At 59.2% G+C, this 24,365-nt stretch carries 20 protein-coding genes; 15 read left to right on the top strand and 5 right to left on the bottom strand.

Translation table 11 applies throughout. From position 1 onward, the window contains the following. The first annotated feature begins 2 nt into the window (after window positions 1-2). The 9 genes from nuoF (at window position 3) to V9K67_RS04970 (ending at window position 11,547) form a co-directional block, all read left to right on the top strand. On the top strand, window positions 3-1,292 hold the full coding sequence (nuoF, locus tag V9K67_RS05010) for an NADH-quinone oxidoreductase subunit NuoF (RefSeq protein WP_336720518.1): 1,290 nt from the start codon (window positions 3-5) through the stop codon (window positions 1,290-1,292). Between the two features lie 7 nt (window positions 1,293-1,299). Next, window positions 1,300-4,008, top strand: a complete 2,709-nt coding sequence (gene nuoG, locus V9K67_RS05005; protein ID WP_336720517.1) for an NADH-quinone oxidoreductase subunit NuoG — start codon at window positions 1,300-1,302, stop codon at window positions 4,006-4,008. Between the two features lie 68 nt (window positions 4,009-4,076). Further along, a complete protein-coding gene (nuoH, locus tag V9K67_RS05000; protein ID WP_336720516.1) occupies window positions 4,077-5,033 on the top strand; it encodes an NADH-quinone oxidoreductase subunit NuoH in 957 nt (318 codons plus the stop codon). A 22-nt stretch (window positions 5,034-5,055) separates the two neighbouring features. Next, window positions 5,056-5,571, top strand: coding sequence for an NADH-quinone oxidoreductase subunit NuoI (gene nuoI, locus V9K67_RS04995; RefSeq protein ID WP_336720515.1), 516 nt, complete (start codon window positions 5,056-5,058; stop codon window positions 5,569-5,571). Window positions 5,572-5,598: 27 nt separating this feature from the next. Next, complete coding sequence (nuoJ, locus tag V9K67_RS04990; RefSeq protein ID WP_336720514.1) at window positions 5,599-6,237, top strand: NADH-quinone oxidoreductase subunit J; 639 nt, start codon at window positions 5,599-5,601, stop codon at window positions 6,235-6,237. A 29-nt stretch (window positions 6,238-6,266) separates the two neighbouring features. Further along, complete coding sequence (gene nuoK, locus V9K67_RS04985; RefSeq protein WP_336720513.1) at window positions 6,267-6,602, top strand: NADH-quinone oxidoreductase subunit NuoK; 336 nt, start codon at window positions 6,267-6,269, stop codon at window positions 6,600-6,602. Window positions 6,603-6,670: 68 nt separating this feature from the next. Continuing rightward, a complete protein-coding gene (nuoL, locus tag V9K67_RS04980) occupies window positions 6,671-8,566 on the top strand; it encodes an NADH-quinone oxidoreductase subunit L (RefSeq protein ID WP_336720512.1) in 1,896 nt (631 codons plus the stop codon). Next, on the top strand, window positions 8,563-10,023 hold the full coding sequence (locus V9K67_RS04975) for a complex I subunit 4 family protein (RefSeq protein WP_336720511.1): 1,461 nt from the start codon (window positions 8,563-8,565) through the stop codon (window positions 10,021-10,023). Before nuoL ends, V9K67_RS04975 begins: the two co-directional genes overlap by 4 nt. 84 nt (window positions 10,024-10,107) lie before the next feature. After that, window positions 10,108-11,547 carry an NADH-quinone oxidoreductase subunit N gene (locus V9K67_RS04970; RefSeq protein ID WP_336720510.1) on the top strand — a complete coding sequence of 480 codons (1,440 nt, stop codon included), beginning with the start codon at window positions 10,108-10,110 and terminating at the stop codon, window positions 11,545-11,547. 448 nt (window positions 11,548-11,995) lie between these two features. Here the strand turns inward: V9K67_RS04970 and V9K67_RS04965 are convergent, their stop codons facing one another. Together V9K67_RS04965 and V9K67_RS04960 are read right to left on the bottom strand one after the other, a co-directional pair. Next, the gene (locus V9K67_RS04965) at window positions 11,996-12,793 is read right to left on the bottom strand and encodes a hypothetical protein (protein ID WP_336720508.1); all 798 of its coding nucleotides are present in this window, start codon (window positions 12,791-12,793) and stop codon (window positions 11,996-11,998) included. A 401-nt stretch (window positions 12,794-13,194) separates the two neighbouring features. Further along, complete coding sequence (locus V9K67_RS04960) at window positions 13,195-14,250, bottom strand: serine hydrolase domain-containing protein (RefSeq protein WP_336720506.1); 1,056 nt, start codon at window positions 14,248-14,250, stop codon at window positions 13,195-13,197. Window positions 14,251-14,320: 70 nt separating this feature from the next. Here V9K67_RS04960 and clpB point away from each other — a divergent pair, with 70 nt between their 5' ends. The 4 genes from clpB (at window position 14,321) to V9K67_RS04940 (ending at window position 20,203) form a co-directional block, all read left to right on the top strand. Then, window positions 14,321-16,942: an ATP-dependent chaperone ClpB gene (clpB, locus tag V9K67_RS04955; RefSeq protein ID WP_336720505.1), complete on the top strand. Its 2,622-nt coding sequence runs from the start codon at window positions 14,321-14,323 to the stop codon at window positions 16,940-16,942. 168 nt (window positions 16,943-17,110) lie between these two features. Next, window positions 17,111-17,689 carry an RNA polymerase sigma factor gene (locus V9K67_RS04950; RefSeq protein WP_336720504.1) on the top strand — a complete coding sequence of 193 codons (579 nt, stop codon included), beginning with the start codon at window positions 17,111-17,113 and terminating at the stop codon, window positions 17,687-17,689. After that, entirely contained in the window at window positions 17,676-17,963 is a 288-nt protein-coding gene (locus tag V9K67_RS04945) for a hypothetical protein (protein WP_336720502.1), read from the top strand. Before V9K67_RS04950 ends, V9K67_RS04945 begins: the two co-directional genes overlap by 14 nt. A gap of 431 nt (window positions 17,964-18,394) precedes the next feature. After that, the gene (locus V9K67_RS04940) at window positions 18,395-20,203 is read left to right on the top strand and encodes a T9SS type A sorting domain-containing protein (protein ID WP_336720501.1); all 1,809 of its coding nucleotides are present in this window, start codon (window positions 18,395-18,397) and stop codon (window positions 20,201-20,203) included. Between the two features lie 85 nt (window positions 20,204-20,288). On the opposite strand, the gene V9K67_RS04935 is transcribed toward V9K67_RS04940, so the two are convergent. Next, the gene (locus V9K67_RS04935; RefSeq protein WP_336720500.1) at window positions 20,289-20,873 is read right to left on the bottom strand and encodes an NUDIX domain-containing protein; all 585 of its coding nucleotides are present in this window, start codon (window positions 20,871-20,873) and stop codon (window positions 20,289-20,291) included. Between the two features lie 185 nt (window positions 20,874-21,058). Continuing rightward, window positions 21,059-21,427 (bottom strand): response regulator, encoded by a 369-nt coding sequence (locus V9K67_RS04930; protein WP_336720498.1) that lies wholly within the window; start codon window positions 21,425-21,427, stop codon window positions 21,059-21,061. A gap of 285 nt (window positions 21,428-21,712) precedes the next feature. Between V9K67_RS04930 and V9K67_RS04925 the strand changes: the two genes are divergently transcribed. After that, a complete protein-coding gene (locus V9K67_RS04925; RefSeq protein WP_336720497.1) occupies window positions 21,713-22,594 on the top strand; it encodes a phosphatase PAP2 family protein in 882 nt (293 codons plus the stop codon). A gap of 82 nt (window positions 22,595-22,676) precedes the next feature. Here V9K67_RS04925 and V9K67_RS04920 read toward each other — a convergent pair whose 3' ends face one another. Continuing rightward, entirely contained in the window at window positions 22,677-23,438 is a 762-nt protein-coding gene (locus tag V9K67_RS04920) for a YdcF family protein (RefSeq protein WP_336720496.1), read from the bottom strand. 124 nt (window positions 23,439-23,562) lie between these two features. Between V9K67_RS04920 and V9K67_RS04915 the strand changes: the two genes are divergently transcribed. Continuing rightward, complete coding sequence (locus tag V9K67_RS04915) at window positions 23,563-24,312, top strand: hypothetical protein (protein ID WP_336720495.1); 750 nt, start codon at window positions 23,563-23,565, stop codon at window positions 24,310-24,312. Window positions 24,313-24,365 lie beyond the last annotated feature (53 nt).

Genomic DNA, 24,365 nt, shown 5'->3' with positions numbered 1-24,365 from the left:
AATTGGAACGGCCCTTAACCCAACATATCGACCCCGGACGCCCGCCCTTCGACCTTAAAGCGTACGAAGCGGCAGGCGGCTATGCCGCCCTGCGCAAGGTGCTGCAAGGCAGCACGCCCCAGGAGGTGCAGCAACTGGTGCAGGACAGCGGGCTCAAAGGCAGGGGCGGGGCCGGCTTCAACACCGGCATGAAGTGGAACTTTGTGCCCATGGGCGACGATGCCCGCCGCCCCAAATACCTCATTGCCAATGCCGACGAAATGGAGCCCGGCACCTTCAAGGACCGCCTGCTGCTGGAAGGCAACCCCCACCAGCTGATCGAAGGCATGATCCTTTCCGCCTACGCCATCCAGGCCGACATCTCTTACATCTTCCTGCGCTGGGCCTACAAGGAGGCCGCCGCCCTTTTACGCAAAAGCATAGCCGAAGTTTACGCGGCAGGTTACCTGGGACCCAATATCCTGGGCAGCGGCTGGAGCCTGGAGATGCACCTGCATACCGGCGTGGGCCGCTACATGTGCGGCGAGGAAACGGCGCTGCTCAACGCCCTGGAAGGCAAGCGGGCCACTCCCCGCTCCAAGCCGCCCTTCCCGCAGGTGAGCGGCCTGTTCGGCAAGCCCACCATCGTCAACAACGTGGAAACCTTTTGCTGCATCCCCCACATTGTCAACAACGGGCCCGACTGGTTCAGGGGCCTGAGCCGCAGCGAGGACGGCGGCACCAAGATCTACGGGGTAAGCGGCAAGGTCAAGCGTCCCGGCGCCTGGGAACTGCCCCTGGGCATCAGCATGCGCGAACTGCTGGAAGACTATGCCGGCGGCATGCGCAACGGCTACCAGTTCAAAGGGGTGCTGCCCGGCGGCGCCTCCACCGACTTCCTGACGGCCGAACATATGGATATCGCCCTCGACTACAAGTCGGTAACGGCGGCGGGCAGCCGCCTGGGCACCGGCACCATGATCGTCCTGGACGACGCCACCTGCCCGGTGGGCTTTGTGCACAACCTGCAGCATTTTTTCGCCCAGGAAAGCTGCGGCTGGTGTACGCCCTGCCGCGAGGGCCTGCCCTGGGTGGAAAAGACCCTGCTGAGCCTGGAAAGGGGCGAAGGACGGCCCGAGGACCTGGACCTGCTGGAGCTGCACACCAAGATGCTGGGACCGGGAAACACCTTCTGCGCCCTGGCGCCCGGCGCCATGGAGCCGCTGCAAAGCGCCCTGAAATATTTCAAGGCCGACTTCGAGCGCCACGTTCACGAAAAGAAATGCCCGTATGCATCACCCCTAAACCTTTGATCTTCCCATGCCCTCCATAATCATCGACAACAAGGCGTATGAAGTGAAAGCGGGAAAGAACCTGCTGGAAGCCTGCCTGGCCTCGGGGTTCGACCTGCCCTACTTTTGCTGGCACCCCGCCCTCGGCAGCGTGGGCGCCTGCCGGCAGTGCGCCGTCAAGGTGTTCAAGGACGAAGCCGATACCCGCGGCCGCCTGGTGATGAGCTGCATGGAGGAGGTGAAGGATGGCCTGCGCCTGTCGGTCCATGATCCCTTCGCCCGGCAGTTCCGCGAGCAGGTGATCGAGTGGCTGATGACCAACCACCCCCACGACTGCCCCGTCTGCGATGAAGGTGGCGCCTGCCACCTGCAGGACATGACCGTGATGACCGGGCACGACTACCGCCGCTACCGCTTTACCAAGCGCACGTACCGCAACCAGTATCTCGGCCCCCTCATCCACCACGAAATGAACCGCTGCATCCAGTGCTACCGCTGCGTGCGCTTTTACCACGACTATGCCGGGGGAAAGGACCTCAACGTATTCGCCGCCCACAACCATGTGTACTTCGGAAGGGAGCAGGACGGCGTGCTCGAAAGCCCCTTTAGCGGCAACCTGGCCGAGGTGTGCCCCACCGGCGTGTTTACCGACAAAACCCTCAAGGAACATTTTACCCGCAAGTGGGACCTGACCATGGCCCCTTCGGTCTGCCACCATTGCAGCGTGGGCTGCAACACCATCGCCGGCGAGCGCTACGGACAGCTGCGCTGCGTGGTCAACCGCTTCCACCCCGAGGTGAACGGTTATTTTCTCTGCGACCGCGGCCGCTTTGGCTACGAGTTCGTCAACAGCGAGAACCGCATCACCCGCCCCCTGGTGCGCCAGCAAAGGGGCGAGGCGGTAACCGAGGCCGAGCTGACCGACCAGCTGCAAACGGTGCTGGCGCACAGTCGCCTCATCGGCATCGGCTCGCCCAGGGCTTCGGTAGAAACGAACTTCGCTTTGTGGGAGCTGGCCGGCGCGGGCAATTTTTACGGCGCCGTCAGCAGCCGCGAGGCCGCCCTGACCGGGCTGGTGACGGACATCCTCGAATGGGGCGGGTCGCCGGCGGTTTCGCTGAAAGAGATCGAGGAAGCGGATGCCGTGCTGGTGCTGGGCGAGGACGTGTGGAATACGGCGCCGATGATGGCGCTGGCCATCCGCCGGTCGGTGCAAAAGACCGCTGCCGCCGGGGCGGCCCAGGAGGTGCGCCTGCCCCTATGGTACGATGCGGCGATTAAAGAACTGGTACAGCAAAATAAGGGCTTCCTGGCGCAGCTGACCGTGGCCGCCTCGCCCCTGGACGAGAACGCCACCACCATCGCCCATGCGGCCCCGGACGACCTGGCAAGGCTGGGTTTTGCCATCGCCGCTGCCCTTGACCCTTCGCTGCCGGCAGTGCCGGAAGCCGATGCGGAGCTGGCGGCCACTGCCCAACAGATAGCTGATGCCCTGCGGCAGGCCCAAAAGCCGGTGGTCGTCAGCGGCCTTTCCTGCGGCAGTGAAAACGTTATTCGCGCCGCCGCGGCCGTGGCCGGTGCGCTCCGCAAAGAGGGCAAACAGGCCGGGCTGGCTGTAGCCCTGCCCGAGTGCAACAGCCTGGGGCTGGCCTTGATGAAGGCGCCTTCCTTCGAGGAAGCCCTCCGGCGCCTGGAAGGCGAAAGCGGCTGCACCGTAGTCATTGCCGAGGCCGACCTCTACCGGTCGGTCCCCGCCGCCCTGGCCGATCAATTTTTCCAAAAATGCGGGCAGGTGATCGTGCTCGACAGCCTGCACAGCCCCACCACCGAACAGGCCCGCATCCTGCTGCCGGCAGCCACCTTTGCCGAGGCGGACGGCACGCTGGTCAATTATGAAGGGCGGGCGCAGCGGTTTTACCAGGTGTTCGTGCCGGCCAACCCGCTGATCCGGGAAAGCTGGCGGTGGCTGGCAAAGATGAAGCTGCTCAAAACCCAGACCGCCAACGGCCAGGAGCTGAACCCCGATAAATTGCTTGCCAAGCTGGAAGCGGCCCTCCCGGTGTTTGCAGGCATCAGCCAGGCGGCCCCGCCGCACGACTTTTCGATCCATGGCGAACGCATCCCCCGTGAGCCGCACCGCTACAGCGGCCGCACCGCCATGCTGGCGAATCGAAACGTCAGCGAGCCCAAGCCGTTGCAGGACCACGACTCGCCCCTGACCTTTACCATGGAGGGCTTCCGGGGCATCCCGCCGGTGCCCGAGGTGCCGTTTTTCTGGTCGCCGGGCTGGAACTCCGTGCAGGCGGTGGCCAAATACCAGGAAGACCCGGGCGGCCCGCTCCGTGCCGGCACACCGGGCTTCCGCCTGCTGCACGGGAAGGAAGTGAAGGGCTTTTTCCCGGAGGTGGCGGTACCCAATGCCTTCAAGCCCGAAAAAGATAAATGGCTGGTGCTGCCCCGCCACCACGTGCTGGGCTCGGGGGAACGGAGCAGCTACAGCAAGGCCCTGGCCCAGTTGTCGCCCCCGCCCTTCGCGGCCCTTTCGGCCGCCGATGCCGCCCGACTGGGCGTAAAGGAAGGCGATCACATACGATTACGGGCAGACGGTGAGGAATATGCGCTGCCCCTGCAGGTGGCCGCGGAACTGCCCGACGGGCTGGTGCTGGCCGGGGCGGGCCTGCCCGGCAGCCCGGCATTGCCCTGGGGCGGGTGGGTAACGATTGAAAAGGGTGGGTAGTTTATCGTGGGTGGTTGGTGGTTATGGGAGGGAAGGAGCCCCTATTTGTTCACACAAAAGTTCTTGTCATGACGGTGATGCAACATATATGGATCGTGCTGGGCGTATTGTTTACGCTGCTGAACATTGCCGCCGGGCTGATCTGGGTGGAGCGGCGGCTGCTGGCGCTCTTCCAGGACCGCCTCGGACCCAACCGGGCCGGGCCCTTCGGCATCCTCATCGTGCTGGCCGATACGCTGAAGCTGTTCTTCAAAGAGGATTGGATCCCGCCCTTTGCCGACAAAAAAGTATTTGTGCTGGCGCCGGCCGTGGTGGTAGCCTGTGTGTTGCTGAGCTTTGTAGTGGTGCCCTTCGCCCCGGGTATTATCATAGCCGACCTCAACGTCGGACTGCTGTTCTTCCTGGCCATGTCGTCGCTGGGCGTTTACAGCATCGTGCTGGGCGGCTGGGCCTCCAACAACAAGTATTCGCTGCTGGGCGCCCTGCGTGGGGCTTCGCAGATGATCGCCTACGAAGTGTTCATGGGGTTGAGCCTGATGGGCGTAGTAATGCTGAGCGGCTCGTTCAAGCTGAGCGACATTGTGGCGGCCCAAAGCCATTGGTGGTTCATCGTGACCCAGCCCGTGGGGGCGGTAATCTTCTTTATCGCCGGCATCGCCGAAACCCACCGCCTGCCTTTCGACATCCCCGAAGCGGAAAGCGAGCTGATCGCAGGTTTCCATGCCGAGTATTCGGGGATGAAGTTCGGGATGTTCTTTATCGGCGAATACCTGGGCATCACCCTCATCTCCGCTATGATGACCACCCTGTTCTTCGGCGGCTGGCTGGGGCCCGCCTTCCTGCCGCCCTGGCTGTGGTTCTTTTTAAAAACCGGCGCCTTCATCGCCTTCTTTATCCTGCTGCGGGCCTCTTTGCCGCGCCCCCGCTACGACCAGCTGGTGGAAACCGGCTGGAAAATATTGCTGCCACTGGTGCTGCTGAACCTGCTGGTGACCGGCGCCGTAGCCCTGTGGCTGAAGGGATAGATCAACCTAAAAAATTACGACCATGATCAGTCATTTGCGCACCATCTGGTTAACCTTCCTCCACCTGTTCAAAAAAAAGGTGACCATCGAATACCCCGATGAAAAGGTGAAGCTGTACCCGCGCTGGCGCGGGCGCATCGTGCTCACCAGGGACCCCGACGGGGGCGAACGCTGCGTTGCCTGTTATTTGTGCGCCGCGGCCTGCCCGGTGGATTGCATCGCCCTGCAGGCGACGGAGGACGAAAACGGCCGGCGCTACCCCGATTTTTTCCGCATCAACTTTTCGCGTTGCATCTTCTGCGGCTTTTGCGAGGAAGCCTGCCCCACCTATGCCATCCAGCTGACGCCCGATTTCGAGATGGCCGAGTATAAACGGCAGAACCTGGTGTTTGAAAAGGAAGACCTCCTGATCGACAGCCAGGGCAAATACCCGGGCTACAACTTCTACCGGGTGGCGGGCATGGAGGCCGGGGTCAAAGCCAAAGGGGAGGGCGACCGCGAGGAGCCGCCCGTGGATGTGCACAGCCTGCTGCCCTAAACCTTTTTGTTCATCCAATACAGTGCAATGGCCTTACTCTTTTATTCCGCCGCCGCTATAGCCGTTTTTTCCACGTTGATGGTCATTACCCGCTACCAGCCGATCCACGCCCTGCTGTACCTGGTGGTTTCCTTCCTGGCCCTGTCGGTGGTGTTCCTGTCGTTGGGAGCGCCCTTTGTAGCCGCCCTGGAAGTGATCCTGTACGCCGGAGCTATTATCGTGCTGCTGATCTTCGTGGTGATGATGCTGAACCTGGGGGTGGAAACCGCCCGGCAGGAAAAGCAATGGCTGCAGCCCAAGGTCTGGATCGGCCCATCGGTGCTGGCGGCCGTGCTGCTGGCTGAAATGGTGCACCTGCTGGTAAAAGGCCAGCCGGCCTCCCTGCAGGCCGTGCCCGTACGCCGGGTGTCGCTGTCCCTTTTTCGCGAATACGTGCTGGCGGTGGAACTGGCGGGCTTCCTGCTGATGGCCGGCATTGTCGGCGCTGCCCATATCGGCAAGCACCGGAAAAAGCACCTGCACCGCTTCCTGCAGGAGGAAGCGCCCGGGCCGCAGCCGGAAGGCGACCAGGGCGAACGCCGGGCCGGCGAGCAGTTGCCCCAACCCCCGCCCAAGGCCGAGCCCGAAGTGCCGCAGACCGAGCGGGCCGATGTTGTCCGCAAATAACTCCTGCCATCACCCTTAAACCTGTCGTTATGCCTGTGAACACCAATGCCGTTTTGGTCCTGGCCGCCATCCTGTTCGTACTCGGACTGGTGGGCGTCCTGACCCGCAAGAACATCATCTTCCTCCTCATATCGGTGGAGATCATGCTGAATGCCGCCGGGATCGCCTTTGTGGCCGCCGGCGCCCGCTGGGGCCAGCCCGACGGCCAGATCATGTTCCTGTTCATCCTGGCCATGGCGGCCGCCGAAGTGTCGGTGGGCCTGGCCCTGGTGCTGCAGGCTTTTCACCAATACAAGTCCCTGGACGTGGATAAGCTCCGGGACCTCCGGGACGAGCCGGCCGTTTCCGTAACGCCCCCGGCCTGAAGCCGGGCATGGCTCACTGCTGTCGCCTGGCTGCCCGCCGCTTGCATTCACCCTTCAAATTTTTCCGCATGGTTCCCAACCACCTCCTGGCATTGATCCCGGCACTACCGCTCCTGGGATTTTTACTACTCGCCCTGGCGGGCAAGCGCCTTTCCCGGGGTGCCGTGGCCGGCATCGGAGCCGGCTCGGTCAGCGCGGCCGCCCTGCTGGTCCTGTTCCTGGGGATAAGCTTCCTGCAACAGCCGCCCGCCGGCGGGGCCTATGTCCAGACGCTCTGGCAGTGGATCCAAACGGCCTCCTTTTCCTGTGCCTTCCGGCTACGGGTGGACGCCCTGTCGCTGGTGTTCCTGTTCATCATCACCTTCGTGGGCGCGCTCATCCATATTTATTCCACCGCCTTCATGCGGCACGACCGCGACTATGCCCGCTTTTTCGCCAGCATGAACCTGTTCGTCTGCGCCATGCTGTTGCTGGTGCTGGCCGACAACCTGCTGTTACTATATCTGGGCTGGGAAGGCGTGGGGCTGTGCAGTTACCTGCTCATCGGCTTCTGGTACGAGACGCCGGCCAATACCGCTGCGGCCAACAAGGCTTTTTACATTACCCGCATCGGCGACACGGCCATGGCGGTGGGCCTGTTCCTGCTGTTTAAAGAACTGGGGACCTTGGATATCCCCCGCCTGCTGGAGGCCGCCCCTGGTCATTTTGCCGTCGGCTCCTCCCGCATTACGCTGATTGCCTTGTTGCTGCTGGCAGGGGGCATGGGCAAGTCGGCCCAGCTGCCGCTGCAGACCTGGCTGCCCGACGCCATGGCCGGCCCCTCGCCGGTCAGCGCCCTCATCCATGCCGCGACCATGGTCACCGCCGGGGTATACCTGGTGGCCCGCATGCACGTGCTGTTCCAGCTGTCGCCCGCCGCCATGGACGCCACCGCGGTGGTGGGGGCCGTCACCCTGCTGGTGGCCGGCTGCAGCGCCCTGGTACAGACCGACATCAAACGCATTTTGGCCTATTCCACCATCAGCCAGATCGGCTATATGTTCCTGGCCCTGGGGGTGGGCGCCTGGAGCGCCGCCATCTTCCATTTTTTCACCCATGCCTTTTTCAAGGCCCTCCTGTTCCTGGCGGCCGGGGCGGTAATCGAATCCCTGCACCACGAGCACAATATTTTTCGCATGGGCGGGCTGAAGGAGAAAATGCCCCTGGTGTTCCGGACCTTTTTGGCCGGTGCGGCCGCCCTGGCGGCCCTGCCCCTGGTGACGGCGGGCTTTTTCAGCAAGGACGCCATCCTTTGGTATTCGTGGAGCGCCGTCAATGGCCACCCCGTGCTGTGGGCCACCGCCCTGCTGGGCGCCTTCCTTACCGCCTTTTACACCGCCCGCCTGGTGCTGGTGGTCTTCTGGGGCGAGGAGAAAACGCATGTCGGCGAACGCCCGGCCCGGGCCATGACGGCGCCGCTGGTGGTGCTGGCGGTGTTGAGCGTGGTGGGCGGTTACCTCGAGTGGCCCCACAACCTGCTGCACCTAACGTTGTTTTCGGACCTGGAGCAACAGGTGCTGCCGCCCACGCTGCTGCAGGAAGGACACCCGCAGGAACTCCTGTTCCAGCTTATTGCCGCGGCTGCCACCCTGGGTGGCCTGTACCTGGGCTACCACCTTTATGCACGCAACACCGCCCTGCTCGAACGGTGGCGGCAATCGCCCTCCCTGGAAGGGCTGCGTCGGTTCTTTTACAGCGGCTGGGGGTTTGACCGGCTGTACCATACCGTCTTCGTCCGCCCGTTCTTAGCGCTTACCCGGGCAGGCAAAGGCGACTTCCTGGATCAGATCTATACCGGCCTGGCGGCGGGCAGCCGGCAGGTGAACGGGTGGTTGTCGGGAACGCAGAACGGTTCGCTGCGCTGGTACGTGGCCGGGGTCGTCTTCGGCATCCTGTTCATTTTAACCTTAGAAATCTTCTTATGATACTGGTATACCTCATTGGCCTGCTGCTGGCAGGCGGCCTGTTGTGCTGGATCAACGGCAAAGGGGCCGGGGCGAAGTGGATCGCCCTGCTGTCGGTGGCGGCCTGCCTGGTGCTGATGACCGGCCTGTGGCTCCGCCTGAAGGGCGCCCCGGCCACCTCCCCCTGGCTGGTGGATTACCAGGCGGAATGGATCCCTTCCTTCGGCATCGGCTTCCACCTGGCCCTGGACGGGCTGAGCGCCGTGCTGCTGCTGCTGACCTTTTTCCTGGGGCTGCTGGCGGTGGGCTGCTCGTGGACCGAGATCCGCGAAAGGCGGGGCTTTTATTATGCCAACCTGCTGTGGACGCTGGCGGGCATCACCGGGGTGTTCGTGGCGCTGGACCTCTTCCTGTTCTACTTTTTCTGGGAGGTGATGCTGGTGCCCATGTATTTTCTGATCGCCATCTGGGGCGACAGCAACCGCCGCTATGCCGCCTACAAGTTTTTCATTTTTACCCAGGCCGGCGGGCTGCTGATGCTGCTCTCCATCCTGGCCCTGTACTTTATCCACGGCCGGCAGACCGGCGACTATTCCTACGATTATTTCCACCTGCTGGGCACGCAGCTCGAGCCGTTCACCGCCCGCTGGATCATGGGCGGCTTTCTCGTGGCCTTTGTCATCAAGCTGCCGATGGTGCCCCTGCACAACTGGCTGCCCGACGCCCACAGCGAGGCGCCCACGGCCGGCAGCCTGATCCTGGCGGGCCTGCTGCTGAAGACCGGCGCCTACGGCATCCTGCGGTTTGTGCTGCCCCTGTTTCCCGAAGCGGCGGCCGGCATCGCTTACTGGGCCATGCTGTTCGGCGTCATCGGCATCGTGTACGGCGCCCTCCTGGCCTTTGCCCAGACCGACATCAAGCGGCTGATCGCCTACACCTCGGTCAGCCATATGGGCTTTGTGTTGCTGGGGATCTTTTCGTTCCGCGAAATGGCGCTGCAGGGTGTGGTCATGCAAATGGTCACCCATGGCATCAGCACCGGCGCCCTCTTTATCATGGCAGGTATGCTGAAGGAACGGCTGCATACCCGCGATATCGGGCGTATGGGCGGCCTGTGGACCTCTATGCCCCGCCTGGGCGGGATCGCTCTGCTGTTCAGCATGGCCTCGCTGGGGCTGCCGGCCCTGGGCAACTTCATCGCGGAGATCCTCATCCTGATGGGCAGTTACCCGGTACAGGCGCCCCTGACCATAGTGGCCACCCTCGGCCTGGTCTTTTCCGCCCTGTATTCCCTGCGGCTGGTACAGAAGGTCTTTCTTGGCCCGCCGGCCACGGAAACGGCCGTGCCCGACCTGGGCGCCCGCGAGCTGGTGCTGATGGCGGCCCTGACCGTCACCATCGTGGCGCTGGGACTCTACCCGCAGCCGGTGCTGGAAAAAACGCAGGTGTTGATGTTACAGCTGGGAGGAGGGAAATAGGGGATTGGTTAATTGGTTCATTGGGAATTAGGAATTAGGACGGTGACACGCATCACTCATTACTCATCACTCATACCTTCATTTATGGACCAACAGGAACTTCAGGTAATGCTGCCCTATATGGTGCTGGCGGCGGCTTCGATCGTGGTCATTTTGCTGATCGCTTTTAAGCGGAGCCATACGGTGATCCAGGTCAGCGGGTTCCTGATGCTGTGCGGGGTGATCGCTGCCATGTGGGGCGTGCGGGGGCTGCTGCCGCTGGAGGTGCCGCCGCTGTTCGTGGTAGATGGCTTTGGCGCCCTGTTTACGGGACTGATCATTTTTTCGGTGCTGGTGATCGGCCTGCTGTCGTTTATCTATTTCGAGGAGCGGGAGGAGAACCCCAAGGAATACTATATCCTGCTGTTCCTTAGTACGCTGGGGGCGGCTACGCTCACCATCAGCCGGCATTTTATTTCGTTTTTTATCGGGCTGGAGCTGCTGACCGTCAGCCTGTATGCCCTGATCGCCTACCTGCGCAACCGCAATAATGCCATCGAGGCCGGCATGAAGTACCTGGTGCTGGCGGCCCTGTCGTCGGCCTTCCTGCTGTTCGGCATGGCCCTCATTTACATGGAAACCGGCAGCATGGAGTTTACGGCTATTGCTCTGAAACCCGAGCGGTCGTCGCTGTTGTTCACTACCGGTATCGGGCTGATGGCCGTGGCCATCGGCTTCAAGCTGGCGCTGGTGCCCTTCCATTTATGGGCGGCCGACGTGTACCAGGGGGCGCCTCCGCCGGTGACCGCCCTTATTGCCACCGTTTCCAAGATCGGCGTGTTTTCGGTGCTGCTCCGTTTCGGGCAGGCCATCCCGTTAGACGAGGGTTCTTTGGGCTATACCATCTTTTCGGCCCTGGCCATCCTGTCCATGGTAGCGGGCAATTTCCTGGCGCTGCAGCAGCAGAACCTCAAGCGGCTGCTGGCGTATTCGTCCATCGCTCATTTCGGCTACCTGATGGTGGCCTTCCTGCCCGGTGATAACAGCGGGGTGGAGGCGGCGGTATTTTACCTGATGGCGTATTCGGTAACGGTGCTGGCGGCTTTCGGCATGATCACCGTTATGTCGTCGCGGGAACGGGATGCCGAGCTGCTCGACGCCTACCGGGGCTTGTTCTGGCGGCGGCCGCTGGTGGCTGCCGTGCTTACCGTAGCCATGCTGTCGCTGGCGGGCATTCCGCTGACCGCCGGCTTTATCGGTAAGTTCCTGGTGCTGACCACAGGGGTAAGGGTACAGCAGTGGCTGCCGGTGGTGGCGCTGGTGCTGACCTCCGTTTTGGGCGTTTACTATTATTTGCGGGTGATCAGCGTGCTGTTTGGCGAAGCGCCCGCCGGCCTGGCGGTTTCGAAGGAAAAGGTGCTGCATCCCTTTTTCTATTTTGCCACCTTCGCTTCCCTGCTGGCCCTGACGTTTATGTTGCTGTATATGGGTATATTTCCCGGCTCCGTCATCAACGGCATCCGGCTGTTCCTGCTGTTTGGCTAAGGGGTGAACGTTCTTCCATTGGCAGAAACAACATAAGGTAAGTGCGTTCCCAGAGGGGTCTTTGCACTTACCTTTTCCATTTTTTGAAGCTTATACCAGGTTCACTTAGGCTGACCGTGGAAGGGGAAGCCCGCAGGGCTTCAACAATAGTAGCCCCGGGTGCAACCCGGGGTCAGCAGTAGTACGCCATCCCAACCCCGCAGGGGTTGAATGTGGGACCCACAGTAAACGGGCTGTTCAAGATCAGAAAGGCTTTTCGAAGTATCCTTCGGAACTGAAAACTGTTCTTCATCGACAAGGACACATTCAACCCAATTCACGGTTGAGGGGACGAACTACTGCTGACCCCGGGTTGCACCCGGGGCTACTATTGTTGAAGCCCTTCAGGCTTCTATTTCTCCCTCTTAATCATTCATCAACGTGTGCTGATTCCAGCGGTAGCTCCTTATCACGGATTGCAGGCCGACCACCAGGTCCAGCGGTACCAGTAGCCGTTATTTGGGGAGATGGTGATGAGGGCGCCTACCGCCCGGTTACAATTGTAATAGTATGCCCAACCATTGTAATACAGTGTGTAGCCATAGCCCGAGTAACGGGTAAAGGTGCCTTTCAGGTCGCCGTTGGTGGAGCAGATTTGGCCATCGCAACTGTTGTAGTAAAAGGAAACGAACAGGGGATAGTACGACAGGTTGTTGATCTGGACGCGGTGCCAGTTGGTGCCGCCATGGAAGAATAACCGCGTTCCGTTGGGATACAGGGTTTCTTCTACAGGAATGGGGGCGGCGGGGTTGCGGAGGGCTTTGCTGCGGACCTCCACGGAAAGGGACGGCGTTTGGACGGCCGACTGCAGGTCTACATACACCACGCTGTCGGAGGCTTGCAGTTCGTCCCTGTTGTTCTTTACGGCGTTCACGCCCTTTGCCGAGAGGGCCAGCCCGCCCATGGCCGTGGTTTGTTCATTTACGGGTGCAGGGGCAACCATCGGGGTTGCCCCTTCATTTACCAGCACAAAGTCGAATTTATCCAGGGCCATGCTGGCCAGGAGCTCTTTATTGGCCGACCGGAAACGCAGGGTAGCAGTGGTGCTTTTGCCTGCATCAAAGACCCGGAGGGTCCGGGCAAATAATTCCTGTTGGTCGTTGCCGGCGGGTGAGGAAGGGGAGGTGGCGTCCGGATTTTTTTTACAGGAAACCACCGCCAGGCACAGAAGCAAACAGGCAAGCAGGGAAGTAGGAATAGCTTTCATGGTCATATGGTTGAATGGTTAGGAAAGAAGGGTACGGACGGGCCAACAAGGGGTACGGGCATAAGGAGGTCCGGGGAAGAGGCGGGTCTTCCGGTGGGGCCATCCGGTGATTTTCGGGGAAGGGCAAAACGGGCAGGGGAGGGAGAAGGACGATCCGGTATCCGCTGTTGCAGGCCGAAAGGGCCGGAGCGGTCCGGATGGTTTTCAAGGGCAGGTGGGCCGGTAGTGGGGTGATTCAGGGAATTGGTTTCGGAAACTGTCGTTCCTTCTCGTATACTTATTTTATCGTAAGGGAGCGGGCAAGGGGTAACAGGATAGTGGAATTTTTTTGAGGGCGGGGACGGAAAGTTCCGGGCGCCAAGAGGGCAGGTTGTCCGTCTGCCCTTTTGGTGCCCGGATGCTTAGGGGCAACTGGTATTTTCAAAACGGCTGTCGAGCACTTCCCTGATTTTCCCGGATACCTCGGTTTTGTCTTCCTTCAGGTCTTTTTGCAGGATAATGAAGGCATAGCCCCTGCAGAAATCGATGACCGGAACGGTCCCGCCAAAGGAGGGGGCCAGCAAAACGGAGGCTTCCTTACCTGCCCCTTCGCCGGACGTCCAGGCGCCGAGCGCATAAGCATAGCCGTTTGTGCCTTCGGGCTTGTATTTGATCAGGTCGGGCCGCGTCTGGATCCGCCGTAATTCCAGCACCGCTTCCTCGCTAAGTATGCGTTTGTCTTTGTATTGGCCCTTGTTCAGGAGCAGGGTCAGGAAGCGGGTCATGTCGGCGGCGGTGGAGCGGGCGCCTTCGGCCGGGTCGGGGGCCGATGCATCCATAGTGGCAAAAGTGGTCATCCGCATCCCCAGGGGGCGGAACAGCTTTTGCTGCGCCAGCATCTCGAATTTCTTTTTGTAGACGATCTCCAGCACCCGTGCGGCAATGCCGGGACCCATCTGGTTGTAACGGAAGGCCTCACCCGCATTGTTCTGGATCGGCTTTTTGGCATATCCCAGCACCTCTTCTTCCAGCGAGGCAAACTTCTTTTTCTCAAACACCCTCAGGGCCTTGGGCGCTTCCGACTGGATGCCCGTAAAATGCGACAGGCAGTGCCGCAGCGTGATATAGCTTTTCATGTACGAATCGAAGATCGGGATATACTGGCCGACCTTATCGTCGAGCGACAGCTTGCCTTCGTCCACGGCCAGCAGTACCAGGGCGGCGGTGAGCCATTGGCTGCTGGCGCCGATGGCCGCCTGGCCCCTCAGGGCGGAAAACTGTTTGGAATCTTTCTGGTATACCACGGTATCCTTACTGGCCACTACCAGCACCACGTCGCTTTTGACGGCCTGTTGCCGGGCGGCCACAATTTCATCGAGCGGGGTAAAGCCCTCCTGGGCGCGGGATACCTGAAAAAATAGCAGGAAAAGCAGCAGGAAACTGAAGTTTCGGCAGGCTGGACGGAAATTTCGTGACATAGTATACAGTAATTTTGTGTTGGACTTTATTTTGATGAATTGGTTAACGCAATAAAAAAGATACGCGCATATGAACTTATCCAATTTTACGATAAAGGCTGCCGAAGTGATACAGGGAGCACAACAAATTGCTTTCAATAACGGCAACAGCAATATCGAAACCGAACACCTGTTGAAGGCTTTACTGGAACAGCAGGACTCCCCGGTGGAATACCTGCTGAAAAAGAACGCGGTGAACATTGCCCAGCTGGACAACCAGTTGAACGGCCAGATCAACCGCCTGCCCAAGGTGCAGGGCGGCGAACCGGCGCAAAGCGTCAGCCGCGAAACCAGCAACGTGATCCTGCGGGCAGGCGCGCTGCTGAAGACCTTCGGAGACGAATTTATAACTCCTGAACATATTTTAATCGCCCTGGTGCAGGGCAACGACAGCTCGGCCAAGCTGCTGAAGGATTCCGGCCTGACCGAAAAGGGCCTGGTCATGGCCATCAAGGAATTGCGCAAAGGTTCTACCGTTACCTCGCAAACGCAGGAAACCCAGTTCAATACCCTGAACAAATACGCCAAGAACCTCAACGAGCTGGCCCGCCAGGGGAAGCTCGACCCGGTGATCGGCCGCGACGAAGAGATCCGCAGGACCCTGCACATCCTGTCGCGCCGCTCGAAGAATAACCCCATCCTGGTGGGCGAACCCGGCGTGGGCAAGACGGCCATCGCTGAAGGCCTGGCTCACCGCATCGTCAACGGCGACGTGCCCGAGAACCTGAAGTCGAAGACCATCTACGCCCTCGACATGGGCCAGCTCATCGCCGGCGCCAAGTACAAGGGCGAGTTTGAAGAACGCCTGAAGGGCGTGGTCAAGGAAGTGGCCGCCAGCGATGGCGAGATCATCCTGTTCATCGACGAGATCCATACGCTGGTAGGTGCCGGCGGGGGCGAAGGCGCCATGGATGCCGCCAACATCCTTAAACCCGCCCTGGCCCGCGGCGAGCTGCGTGCCATTGGCGCCACCACCCTCAACGAATACCAGAAATTCTTTGAAAAGGATAAGGCCCTCGAACGCCGCTTCCAGAAAGTGATGGTGGAGGAGCCCGGCACCGAGGACGCCATCTCCATCCTCCGCGGCCTGAAGGACCGCTACGAAACGCACCACCACGTGCGCATCAAGGACGAGGCCATCATCGCCGCCGTGGAGCTGTCGCAGCGCTACATCACCGACCGCTTCCTGCCCGATAAGGCCATTGACCTGATCGACGAAAGCGCCGCCAAGCTGCGCCTCGAAATGAACTCCATGCCCGAAGAGCTGGACGAGCTGGAACGCCGCATCCGCCAGCTGGAGATCGAGCGGGAAGCCATCAAGCGCGAAAACGACGAAGACAAACTCAGAGAACTGAATACCAACCTCGCCAACCTGGCCGTGGAGCGCGATACGCTGAAGGCCAAGTGGCAGGAAGAAAAGGACCTGGTGGAAAAGATCCAGAATGCCAAGGCCGAGATCGAGGAGCTGAAGCAGCAGGCCGAGCAGGCCGAACGCGAGGGCGATTACGGCAAGGTGGCCGAGATCCGCTACGGCAAGATCAAGGAACAGGAGCAGCAGATCAATGACCTGACCACCCAGCTGAACGAACTGAGCCAGAATAGCCGCCGCCTGATGAAGGAGGAAGTGGACGCCGAGGATATTGCTGAGAACGTGGCCAAGGCCACCGGCATCCCGGTAAGCAAGATGATGCAGAGTGAACGCGAAAAGCTGTTGCACCTCGAAGACGAGCTGCACCGCCGTGTGGTGGGCCAGGACGAGGCTATCACCGCCGTGGCCGACGCCATCCGCCGCAGCCGTGCCGGCCTGAGCGATCCCAAGCGCCCCATCGGCTCGTTCATCTTTTTGGGAACCACCGGCGTGGGTAAGACCGAGCTGGCAAAGGCCCTGGCCGAATACCTGTTCGACGACGAAGGCATGATGACCCGTATCGACATGAGCGAATACCAGGAAAAACATACCGTAAGCCGCCTGGTGGGTGCACCTCCCGGCTACGTGGGCTACGAAGAAGGCGGCCAGCTGACCGAGGCCGTGCGCCGCAAACCCTACCAGGTAGTGCTGCTCGACGAGATCGAAAAAGCCCATGCCGACGTCTGGAACATCATGCTGCAGGTGCTCGATGACGGCCGCCTGACCGATAACAAAGGCCGCGTGGTGAATTTCAAGAACACCATCATCATCATGACCTCCAACATGGGCAGCGACATCATCCAGGCCAACTTCGAGGACATTACCGAGCGGAACAAGGTAGAGGTGGTGGAAAAGACCAAGGTGGAAGTAATGGAAACGCTGAAGCAGAACATCCGCCCCGAGTTTCTCAACCGCGTGGACGAGATCATCCTGTTCCAGCCGCTGATGCGCAACGAGGTGCGCAACATCATCCGCATTCAGCTGGACAACCTCAAAAGCCAGGTGGCCAAAAACGGCATCCAGCTGGAGTTTTCCGAATACCTGCTCGACTTCCTGGCGCAAAGCGGTTTCGATCCGCAGTTCGGCGCCCGCCCGCTGAAGCGCTCGATCCAGAAGGAAGTGATCAACGGCCTGAGCAAAAAGATCCTGGCCGGCGAAATCGACAAGAACGCGCCGGTGCTGGTGGACGTATTTGAAAACGTGGTGGTCTTCCGCAACAAAGCGCCCCAGCCGCATACCGTTTAAGCACGCGGAATAGGTTGATTGGGATAGAATATTTGGAGCTTCAGAATAAAGAAAAAGGGCTCTTCCGCCAACAGCGGGAGACCCTTTTTTTATTTAAAGAGCGGTCGGAATAATTTTGCTCGCCTTCGCTTTTATGGGTAAATTAGAGAGATATTCATTCTTTTTTGTATGCAGGACGTGTTGATATTCCAGGGCTTGTTGGGACGGAACCAGGACCGCCGTGCCCGCTTTGAAAAAGAGCTGTACCTGCAGTATCAATATTTTATCGGGGAAGGTTGCCGCAAATACCACCTTTCCTATGACGACTGCTTTGATGCCTACAGCGATACCGTGCTGGCGGCCATTCACAACATCATCGGGGGCCGCTTCGATAACCAGGTTTCCCTCAAAACTTATTTGTTCCAGATCTACCACCACAAATGCGTGGACCTGATCCGCAAGGTATCCAACGACAAGGAAAAGATCCACCGCTCCGCCATCGGCCCCGAACTGCTCCACTGCCTGCCCGATACGGCCAAGGCCGCTATCGAAAGGCTCATCGACGTAGAAATGGTGGCGGAAATGAAAGAGGGGCTGGAGCGGATCGGGGAGAGGTGCCGGGAGATCCTGCTGTTGTACGAGGACGGCTACAGCGATAAGGAGATCGCGGAAATAATGGCCTTCAGCAGTCCCGCGGTTGCCAAGACCACCCGCCTGCGCTGCCGGGAAAAAATAAAAAACTTTATGACCCAAAATGGACAACCCTGATGAATTTTTGGATGCGTATTTCTCCGGCGACCTGAGCGGTGCCGACCGGCAGCGGTTCGCAGCGGCCTGCGGGGGAGCGGATGCATTTATCCGCCAGGTGGCCCGGTACCTGGCGTTCCGCGAAGCGGCGCGGCAGGTATTGCTGGCGTGCAAGCGCCGGGAGTGGCAGGCCGCAGCCCAGGAACGGGGCCTGGACCGGCCGGGTGAGGGTTGTTTTCCTAAGAATATTTCCGGTCATCCTTGTCCCCAATCTCCCCGGAATTCTCCCAGGTAAATCCCCGGAATTTTTTTAGAAAAAATACGAGTTTCCTGTTTCCATTACTTCGCTCCATCCGATAAATAAAGTAGGCAAGTTCTGTTTGCCGATAGCCTCCCTGTCCTTTGTCATCGTTACGTTCCTCCTTACAGGTACTTTGCCGGCAGGGTTCTTAACCGGTCTTTATGAAAAGGCTTCCTGCTACCCTTGATGCTTCCCGCAGGTATGGCTACGGGTTGCCCGTTGTGAACGGTGCGTTCTTCCAATGCATCCTGTACGAACCCGTTGATCCCTGATCCTTTATCCATTCTAATTTTTTCTTCCTGTTTCCCTCCGGCGGAGGGAGGCTCCGGGTGTATGCGTTCCTGCGGCCAGGGCGCCACGGCCGCCAGGGACGATGCTGCACATCGGATAAGGTATTTGCATTTCCTCACCTTAAAACGTGGCGTATGAAAAAAGTAATAACCGTGCTTTTTCTCTCTTTGTTGCTGAACGAAGCCACGGCCCAGAATGTCGTGCGCTTCTTTCAGCATCGCTTCAACCTTAATTATACCTCCCCGCAGTTGCGGGACGAGCAATTCAACAGCGGCATCGTCACCCGCTATAACTACCCGAACGCCAACGACGACCGCTATTTCTACGTGGGTATCGGCACCTCTTACCGCAACCCGCAGGGCGCGGCCGACCGGCTGCGGTTTACCCGCATGAACTTCGCCGCGAGAAACGTGCTGAACAATGTGGGGTATGTGTTCCAGGGAGCGAACAACAAGGCCTTCCTGGCCAGCGGCAACAGCATAGCCGAGGTCGATAACGGCCAGGGCAACGGCGGCTATGTGGCGGTGGGCGCCGTCACCAGCAACAACCAGACGGGTGCGGTGGCGCCCGGCGGCAGCGACGTGCTGTTCGTGCGCCTGAATGCCAATGGGAACGTGGTCCGCGCCCTGCGCATCGACTTTGACGGCGGCCGCGATGCGGCCTGGTGCATCCGCCTGTCCAACCGTTATGTCAACAACCAGCCTACCTGGCTGCTGTGCGGCGCCTCGCGGCGCGGACCCAACAATACGGATGCCCTCGTGGCCCGGGTGAATGGGAACGGCCAGGTCCTGTGGGCCGCCCGGTATAATTTCGCCCGCCAGCAGATCGGCGGCGCGCATTGCATGGCCCGCCAGCTCACCGAGGACAATGCCGGCAACATTTACGTGGTGGGCTCCGTGCAAAATGCGGGGCGCAACAACATCCAGGCCCTGGCCTTCCGCCTGGGACCCGGCGGCGCCCTGCAATGGGCCAACAGCTACAACCAGCCGGCCGACAATGAATTCATGGCCGTGCGCCGCACCCAGGCCAATACCCTGATCGTGGGCGGCTTTACCAACAACGGCGGCTCGTACAACATGCAGGTGGTCAACCTGGGCCTCGGCGCCGGCGCCATTCTGTTCCAGAACGTGCTGCGCGCCGGCAACGGCCAAAGCAAATGCCACGACATCCTGCAGGCGCCCAACGGTACCTTTTACCTGGCCGGACCTTTTTACAACAACCAGGGTACCTTCCAGATGATGTACCACGTGGGTCCCGGCGGTAATGGCCTGGAATGGCTCCACTACAACCGCATGAACACCGATGTGGGCTTCGGCCTGGACCATGCCCGCGGGCTGTCCTGCCGTGGTAAAAATGGGAATGACTGTCCGGGCATCGCCTACTTTTCCTCCATGCGCAATCCCTCCAATGCCGGATTCAGCGACGGCTTTATCATGAAGACCGGACCGCAGATCCGGACCTGCAATTTCACCACCCTGCGAAATCCCGCCAACCAGGCGTCCAACCTCCAACGGGTGGTCCGCCTGGGCGATGTGGTGCGGGGCGCGCAGTCGGTAGTGCTGAACTGGGCTTCGGTAGATTTTGCGGACCGGCAGATTTGCCGGGAACGTTGCTGTGCCAACGAGGAGGAAGACGACCGCAGCGAAATCATCACTTCCATAGAAGGGCCGGACCAGGAACAATTGCTGGTGAAGGGCTCCGTCAGCGTATCGCCCCTTCCTGCCGGCGACCACCTGCGGGTGCAGTTCCGGTCCCTGCCGGCCGGTACCTACCAGCTGCGCCTGCACAATATGGAAGGCAAACTGATGTTGCAACAGAACAACGTGTATAACAACGGATCTTCCCTTACCGAGCTGAATCTATCCTCGGTCCCCTCGGGCTTTTACCTCCTGATCATCACCAAGGGTCCCCTGGTGCTGAAGCAAAAAGTGGTCAGGCAATAACCAAAACTTTCTCAGGTGAAGGTTTCCGCAAAGAAAGGGCCGTCCCGCCAGGGATGGCCCTTTCGCTTTTGAGGATCAACGGAGGTCAGTCTTCCAGCAGGCGGTTTACCTGGGCATACTGCAGCAGCATGATGGTCTTTGCGTCCACGATCTTCCCCTCGCGGAGCAGGGCCAGCGCATCTTTGAACGGCATCTCCAGCACTTCGATCTCTTCGTTCTCTTCCGAAAGGCCGCCGCCTTCGGCCACCTTCATCGAAGCGTGGTATTCGGCGATAAAGAAGTGGATGATCTCGGTCACATAGGCCGGGGACATCAGCGCTTCAAACACCTTTTGTACGGAAGGCACCTGGTAGCCGGTTTCTTCTTCAATTTCCCTTTTGATGCCTTCTTCGGGTTGTTCCTGTCCGATCTTGCCGGCGCAGCATTCGATCAGCATGCCGTCGCTGTAGCCCTGCAGCAGGGCAGGGGTACGGAACTGGCGGGTGAGCAGCACGGTCTTTTGCTCCGGGTTGTACAGCAGCACCACGGCCGCATTGCCCATGGCATACACTTCGTGTACCTGTTCCACCAGTTCGCCCTTTTTGTTGCGGAGGGCGAAGGTGATCTTTTTTAAGGGATAGTGTTCCTTGCACAGGATCTCGGTATTCCTGATGGCGGCTTTTTCCTGCATAGGTTTTTCCTGTAAACTTAATAAGAATAGTTCATGGGTTCGCAAGTTCACGAGTTCATTGTACATTCCGGTTGGTTCGTTTTGGGGTTACCCCTAAAAAAACCGGCCTGCAAGGGCAGGCCGGTAGGACATATTAATACAACGTTGGCTCGGAAGTTTTACCTGTTCCTACCCTGTAACGGCCGTCAGGTCGAGATAGCCAGGTGGGTTTCGATCAGGTGCAGCAGGTTCCGTATTTCTACAGGCTTGGTCACCACTTCGTCCACGGTACATTCATCCGCCTGGTTGCGGGTGGTGGAGTGCTGGTCCAGCATATAGATAACGGGAATATCCAGGGACTTTATCAGGTGCTTGCATACATCGTACGCATGGTAAGCGTTCATGTCCGGGTTTACGATGATCATGCTGGGATGGGAGCGTACCGCCCGGGGAACCAATTCTGCCGCATCATGGAGCACTTCCAGCGATAAGCCTTCATTTTCCAGTCCGGACCGCACCGTCTCCAGGTGGTCGTCGTCCAGATCGCAGATCAGAATAACCCCTTTATTTTCCATAATTGATGATTTAATTTTTCAGCAAACCGGCGTAAGAAAGGATGGTTCCTGCAAGTTAATCGAAGGCTTTTAAAAACGGAATAGATGAGCTAAAACTTCCGTGGATTTCCCGGCGGCGCCCTATTCAAATACCCTTATCCTGCTCCTTGCCCGCTACCCGTTGGCTGTGGCCCCTTTCACCCTGCGGGTGCCCGGCATGAACATTGTAAACCTCCGTAAGGGTTGCTGCGGCTCCCCAACAAAACATCATTTTATCAGCATTCATATATTTTAAACCGGATGATTATGTTCAAGGCAATTTTTACTGGATTGGTCTTTTGTTTATTGGGTTCCTTCAGTTATGGACAGGGTGATACGGCTGCTGCTCCGAAGCAGGAAGGTTTGGCGCTGGTGCCCCCTTTGCCCGCCGGCGCTGACGGACAGATATACCGGCTGAGACCCGGTCGCGATATCCCCCTGACGGCCGCGGCCGCCGCCTGGTCGGGCTATGCCTTCACCCAGATCTACAGCAAGGACGATACACCGGAAGCCACCATCAGGAACCTGAAGAAATCCGATATCAACGGCTTCGACCGCTGGGGTGCCGACGTGTATTCGCGCAGTGCGGATAAGATCAGCGATTATCCCTTTTATATTGCCATGCCGCTTCCCCTGGTACTGTTGGCCGACCATAAGATTCGGCAGGATGGCCTCAAGATCGCTTTCCTGTACCTCGAAGCGATGTCGGTCACGGGTTTGCTGTATACCGGCGCCACGTATACCGTGGACCGCTTCCGTCCCCTGGCCTATAACGACAAGGTGCCGATGGGCGAGCGCCGCGAAGGCGGGGCCAAGAACTCATTTTTTGCGGGCCATGTGGCCCTGGTGGCTACCTCCTCCTTTTTCGTGGCCAAGGTGTATGGCGACTACCACCCCGATTCCAAAATATTGAAGCCGGTGCTGTATGCCACCGCCATTGCCGCCACCGGCGCCACCGCCTACCTGCGGCACATGGGCGGCAAGCACTTTCCTTCCGACATTGTGCTGGGAACCGCCGTGGGCACCCTGTCCGGAATTTTGGTGCCCCACCTGCACAAAAACAAGCTCATTAAAAACCCCAATCTCAGCATCACTCCTTTTTCCACCGGACGGGCGCAGGGGTTGTCTCTAGTTTATAAGATTCGTTAGTTAGGAGTTTACGAGTTTACACGTTTACGGGTTTACGAGTTGCTGGCGCCCGAAGGGAACTCGTAAACTCGTAAACTTGTTTCTACGCGTACCCAACCACTTTATAGACCACATACCCGAGGATCTCGTGGAACAGCTTTTGCCAGTGGGCGAGGCTGGTTTCCTGGGGCAGGAGGTAATAGAGGCTGAAGTCGCGGTCGGCGGAATAAAAGTCGGCGGGATAGACGTCGGCCCGGATGCCCGCTTTTTTAAAGCAGCCTTCTGCCCGGCGCATGTGAAATGCCGACGTCACCAGCAGCAGCTTTTTCAGTTGCGGCTGTTGCTGCAGGAGCTTTCGGGTAAACAGTGCATTTTCATGGGTGTTCCTGCTTTTATCCTCCACCAGGATCGCTTCGGCCGGAACACAGGACTGCAGCAGGATCTTTTTGAATTCCGCCGCCTCGGTGGAATAGGTCTGGCCCAGCGAACCCGAGCCGCCGGTGATGATGAATTTCTTTACCCGTCCTTCCTTGTACAGTTGCAGGGGGTGCAGGAGGCGGTCCGCCCCTTTATGGGTGTAAATGCGGTCGTGCGGGGATTTATTCTGGCTGGTCACCCCGGTCAGGATAATGGCCGCATCGTATTGCGGTACCCGGCTCACCGGGACCGGCGGGTATTCCCACCACAGCCAGGCCTCGTTGGCCAGGAAGGGGTTGGTAAAGAACAGCAGGAGGCCGATGCCCAGGGCCAGGGAGGTTTTCCGGGCCTTTTCTTTTTTGGTAAAAAAAGAAATCAGGAAACAGGCCAGCAGCAGGGTAATGGGCATGACCAGGAAAAACAACAGCTTGGAAAGGACAAAAAACATAGTGCAAAAAAAGAAAAGGCAGGAAGCGGGCCCGGGGCTGCTGCTGCCGGTTGAGTTAATGGGGCAAAATTAGGGTTTCGGAAAAAACAGGGAGTTTGCTAATAATTTTAGCATAACTTGCGGCATGTCCGTTTTTCCCGTGTACCTGGTATGGGATGATATTGATTTTTCCCACGACAGCATTAAAGTGAAGCCGGCACGCATCCGCCGCATCCTGAAGCCGATCCCGTATAAGGGCTCCCTGCCCTGTTTGAATGAGATCAAGGAGGAATATTTTGTGCGGCAGTACAATAAGCCATTCAAGCTGGTTTTTTCGGACTCCGCTTTCAGTCCTGCCGACTCGCCCGCCTGGGAACAGATCAATGGACTGATCGAGCGGGCCATTGAGATCCATCGTTTCCCGGGGCTGCCCAAAATCGTCAAGCCCCGGCCCCGGGCGGCGAAACCGGCGCCCCGGCTGGCGGCGGCTCCGCGGGAAGACAACGGCAAAGCGGACTACCTGAAACTGCTGGCTGCCCGCCAAAGCGAAGCTTACCGGCTGATCACCATCCGGGAAAAATACAGCGGGAAAACGGAAAGCTCGTTCCTGTTCCGCCTCCACACCCTGAGCGGGCGCATCCTGATTGTTTGGGAAAATACCAACCCTGCCCGGGCCACCTACCTGTTTATTGCCGACCAGCAAAACCTGAACGAACGGCTGGTAAAGATCGAGGCCTTTATTCATTCGGAAAACGTGGACTTCAAGCGGTCGCGATTTCAGCAACTGGCAGTAAACAAGCAACTCCGGCGCGAACTGTTTTTCATCGGCAGCTTGCGCCATGAAGGCCTTCGGCAGTTTGAAACCGACCTGCAGACTTTTATTAACCGGTATTAAAAGTTCCTGAGTTCCAGAGTTCCTGAGTTCCCTGGTTGGCGTAACTGCGCAGG

The organism is Huijunlia imazamoxiresistens (genome assembly GCF_037132455.1).
GTDB classification, from domain to species: Bacteria; Bacteroidota; Bacteroidia; order Chitinophagales; family Chitinophagaceae; genus Flavisolibacter; species Flavisolibacter imazamoxiresistens.
The sequence above is the reverse complement of the archived record's forward strand: the minus strand, read 5'-3'. Positions and strand labels throughout refer to the sequence as shown.

Excerpts from the sequence above, each read along its gene's own strand:
- nuoG (WP_336720517.1), top strand. The coding sequence starts at position 1,300 with ATGCCCTCCATAATCATCGACAACAAGGCGTATGAAGTGAAAGCGGGA.
- nuoH (WP_336720516.1), top strand. The coding sequence starts at position 4,077 with ATGACGGTGATGCAACATATATGGATCGTGCTGGGCGTATTGTTTACG.
- nuoI (WP_336720515.1), top strand. The coding sequence starts at position 5,056 with ATGATCAGTCATTTGCGCACCATCTGGTTAACCTTCCTCCACCTGTTC.
- nuoJ (WP_336720514.1), top strand. The coding sequence starts at position 5,599 with ATGGCCTTACTCTTTTATTCCGCCGCCGCTATAGCCGTTTTTTCCACG.
- nuoK (WP_336720513.1), top strand. The coding sequence starts at position 6,267 with ATGCCTGTGAACACCAATGCCGTTTTGGTCCTGGCCGCCATCCTGTTC.
- nuoL (WP_336720512.1), top strand. The coding sequence starts at position 6,671 with ATGGTTCCCAACCACCTCCTGGCATTGATCCCGGCACTACCGCTCCTG.
- V9K67_RS04975 (WP_336720511.1), top strand. The coding sequence starts at position 8,563 with ATGATACTGGTATACCTCATTGGCCTGCTGCTGGCAGGCGGCCTGTTG.
- V9K67_RS04970 (WP_336720510.1), top strand. The coding sequence starts at position 10,108 with ATGGACCAACAGGAACTTCAGGTAATGCTGCCCTATATGGTGCTGGCG.
- V9K67_RS04965 (WP_336720508.1), bottom strand. The coding sequence starts at position 12,793 with ATGAAAGCTATTCCTACTTCCCTGCTTGCCTGTTTGCTTCTGTGCCTG.
- V9K67_RS04960 (WP_336720506.1), bottom strand. The coding sequence starts at position 14,250 with ATGTCACGAAATTTCCGTCCAGCCTGCCGAAACTTCAGTTTCCTGCTG.
- clpB (WP_336720505.1), top strand. The coding sequence starts at position 14,321 with ATGAACTTATCCAATTTTACGATAAAGGCTGCCGAAGTGATACAGGGA.
- V9K67_RS04950 (WP_336720504.1), top strand. The coding sequence starts at position 17,111 with ATGCAGGACGTGTTGATATTCCAGGGCTTGTTGGGACGGAACCAGGAC.
- V9K67_RS04945 (WP_336720502.1), top strand. The coding sequence starts at position 17,676 with ATGGACAACCCTGATGAATTTTTGGATGCGTATTTCTCCGGCGACCTG.
- V9K67_RS04940 (WP_336720501.1), top strand. The coding sequence starts at position 18,395 with ATGAAAAAAGTAATAACCGTGCTTTTTCTCTCTTTGTTGCTGAACGAA.
- V9K67_RS04935 (WP_336720500.1), bottom strand. The coding sequence starts at position 20,873 with ATGCAGGAAAAAGCCGCCATCAGGAATACCGAGATCCTGTGCAAGGAA.
- V9K67_RS04930 (WP_336720498.1), bottom strand. The coding sequence starts at position 21,427 with ATGGAAAATAAAGGGGTTATTCTGATCTGCGATCTGGACGACGACCAC.
- V9K67_RS04925 (WP_336720497.1), top strand. The coding sequence starts at position 21,713 with ATGTTCAAGGCAATTTTTACTGGATTGGTCTTTTGTTTATTGGGTTCC.
- V9K67_RS04920 (WP_336720496.1), bottom strand. The coding sequence starts at position 23,438 with ATGTTTTTTGTCCTTTCCAAGCTGTTGTTTTTCCTGGTCATGCCCATT.
- V9K67_RS04915 (WP_336720495.1), top strand. The coding sequence starts at position 23,563 with ATGTCCGTTTTTCCCGTGTACCTGGTATGGGATGATATTGATTTTTCC.